Genomic DNA, 1596 nt, shown 5'->3' with positions numbered 1-1596 from the left:
CAGACTGTGTGAAAACCTAGCAATCTGCGCGGTGCTCAAAGAAAATGCTCCGTATCGAAAGATACGGAGCATTTTTCGTTATGGCTTACATCCAAGGAGAGTCCCGCAGCCAGACCAGTCTGTTCCCGGTCTCGCTGGAGGAGCTGATCCCCGAGGATCACCTCGTTCGCGTCATCGACCTGTATGTCGCCAAACTGGATATGGTGCAACTGGGCTTCGATAAAGCCCTTCCCAAAAGTACCGGTCGCCCCTCTTATGATCCCGCCGATCAGCTAAAGCTCTACCTCTACGGCTATTTCCAGCGGATTCGCTCATCGCGGCGTCTCGAGGCCGAGTGTCAGCGCAACATCGAAGTGATGTGGTTGATCAACCGACTTAAGCCCGACTTCAAGACCATCGCTGACTTTCGCAAAAACAACAAACTTGCCTTTGTGGCGACATGCCGTGCCTTCGTCCGGTTTTGCCGCACAGCCGGTCTGATCGCCGGTGAGTTGGTGGCCATCGACGGCAGCAAGTTTCAGGCGGTGGCGTCCTCGCGGCGTCATATGAATTTGAAGCAGCTCAAACGTCAGGAAGAGAAGCTGGATAAGCGTATCGCTCAGTACCTGGCTGAGTTGGATGAGGCTGACAGGGCCGAGACGGGAGAAGTGATTGATCGCGGCGCGATCAAAACTGCGCTGGCGCAGCTTGAAGTTCGGCAGCAGGACAATCAGAGCTGCCAGGCGCTGATGAACTCGATGGGCCTGGAGCAGTTCAACACCCACGAAAGCGATGCCCGAATGATGCGCACGCCCAAAGGGCCACGGGTGGCCTACAACGTACAAACCGCCGTGGACGCTGCACATTGCCTGATTCTGCACCATGAAGTAACTCAGGACGGCGACGACCGAAAACAACTGGAGCCAATGGCCAAGACCGCCAAAGAGCATCTGGAACAAGATGCTCTGAGCGTGACGGCCGATGCCGGCTACTCCAACGGCCAGCAGTTTCAGGCCTGCGAGAAGGTTGCAATTACGGTCTATGTACCACCCAATCGCTCGGTCAACCCAGGCGGGGAGGAACTCTTTGAGCGCAAAGATTTTACCTACGAAGCCGAACATGATCGTTATCAGTGCCCGGCGGGCAAGTGGTTGACGCTCAAGCAGCGAAACAAGGGTGATCGGATCTATCAGGCAGATGTCAGCGACTGCACTACCTGCCCGCTCAAATCCCAATGCACTGGCGCCCAACGCCGCTATATCTCACGCCATGCCCATGAGGAAGCCTTTGAGCGAATGGAGCAGCGAATGCTGGCCCATCCGCAGATGATGGCCAGCCGAAGATCCATCGTTGAGCACCCTTTCGGCAACCTCAAGCAATGGCTGTTTGGGAATGGTCGTTTCCTGCTGCGCCAGTTGGAGGGAGCAAAAGCGGAAATGGCATTGGCGGTGAACGCTTATAACCTCAAGCGAGCGATTAGCGTGCTAGGAGCCAGCCAATTGATGGCGCTAATGGGCTGAAAGGCCTTTTTTCGTCTGTCGCTCGCACAAAAACAAACACCCCGAACAAGTCGGGGCGTTTGTTGGGCTGGCCTTCAGTGCGTTTTCACACAGTCTG

General features: G+C 55.8%; 1 protein-coding gene. It reads left to right on the top strand.

All coding sequences use genetic code 11. The features are described from left to right. Positions 1-80 precede the first annotated feature (80 nt). Entirely contained in the window at positions 81-1499 is a 1419-nt protein-coding gene (locus QRN11_RS16095; RefSeq protein WP_285313578.1) for an IS1182 family transposase, read from the top strand. Positions 1500-1596: the final 97 nt, after the last annotated feature.

This window comes from Pseudarthrobacter sp. fls2-241-R2A-168 (assembly GCF_030209335.1).
Classification (GTDB): domain Bacteria; phylum Actinomycetota; class Actinomycetes; order Actinomycetales; family Micrococcaceae; genus Arthrobacter.
This window is presented reverse-complemented; position numbering and strand designations above follow the sequence as displayed.